Origin of the sequence: Streptococcus oralis, assembly GCF_019929365.1 — a bacterium.
GTDB classification, from domain to species: domain Bacteria; phylum Bacillota; class Bacilli; order Lactobacillales; family Streptococcaceae; genus Streptococcus; species Streptococcus oralis_BT.
Map to the genome: position 1 here is coordinate 1 of NZ_JAHZPH010000019.1, position 875 is coordinate 875.

Sequence of the window (875 nt, forward strand, 5' to 3'; positions counted from 1 at the left end):
CTTCCAGAGATTATGTCTTGGGATGTTGAAACAGTCAGGGGAGTGACTGTTTCAATCGGGAGATGAAGATGAGCTTTATTGCTCAGGACTTTGAAAAACTCGATATCATCACTGTTCTTGAGGGAAGAACACAAGCTGTCATCCGAAATCACTTTCTTCGCTACGATAGAGCTGTTCGTTGTCAGGTGAAAATCATTACTATGGATATGTTTAGCCCTTACTATGCCTTAGCTAAACGACTTCGCTTTCGAATTTCTAGGCTCAGGCTGAAACAGTCTACCAGACTGTTTCACTCCCAAATGCAAAAATTGTACTTGATCGCTTCCACATTGTGCAACACTTAAGCCGTGCTATGAGCCGTGTGCGAGTCCAAATCATGAATCAGTTTGAGCGAAAATCGCATGAATACAGGGCCATCAAGCGATACTGGAAGCTCATTCAACAAGATAGTCGTAAACTCAGCGATAAGCGATTTTATCGCCCTGCTTTTCGTATGCACTTAACCAATAAAGAGATTTTAGATAAACTGTTGAGCTATTCAGAAGACTTGAAACACCACTATAAGCTCTACCAGCTCTTGCTTTTTCACTTTCAGAACAAGGAATCCGAGAAATTTTTCAGACTGTCTTAAAAACCTTCCTCAAGGACAAAGAGAAAATCGTCAACCCCCTCCAATTACCCTATTCCAACGCAAATTTGGAAGCAACTAATAATTTCATTAAACTCATCAAACGAAACGCTTTTGGCTTTTGGCTTTCGGAATTTTGAAAACTTCAATAAAAGAATTTTCATCGCTCTCAACATCAAAAAAGAAAGGACGAAATTCGTCCTTTCTCGATCTTAGCTGACTTCAACCCACTACAGTTGACAAAGAG

At 40.1% G+C, this 875-nt stretch carries 1 protein-coding gene and 1 pseudogene; both read left to right on the forward strand.

Translation table 11 applies throughout. The features are described from left to right. The first annotated feature begins 62 nt into the window (after window positions 1-62). Window positions 63-344, forward strand: coding sequence for a transposase (locus K1I53_RS09385; protein WP_440138139.1), 282 nt, complete (start codon window positions 63-65; stop codon window positions 342-344). Further along, a pseudogene (locus K1I53_RS09390) lies at window positions 332-768 on the forward strand (transposase). Before K1I53_RS09385 ends, K1I53_RS09390 begins: the two are co-directional and overlap by 13 nt. Window positions 769-875 lie beyond the last annotated feature (107 nt).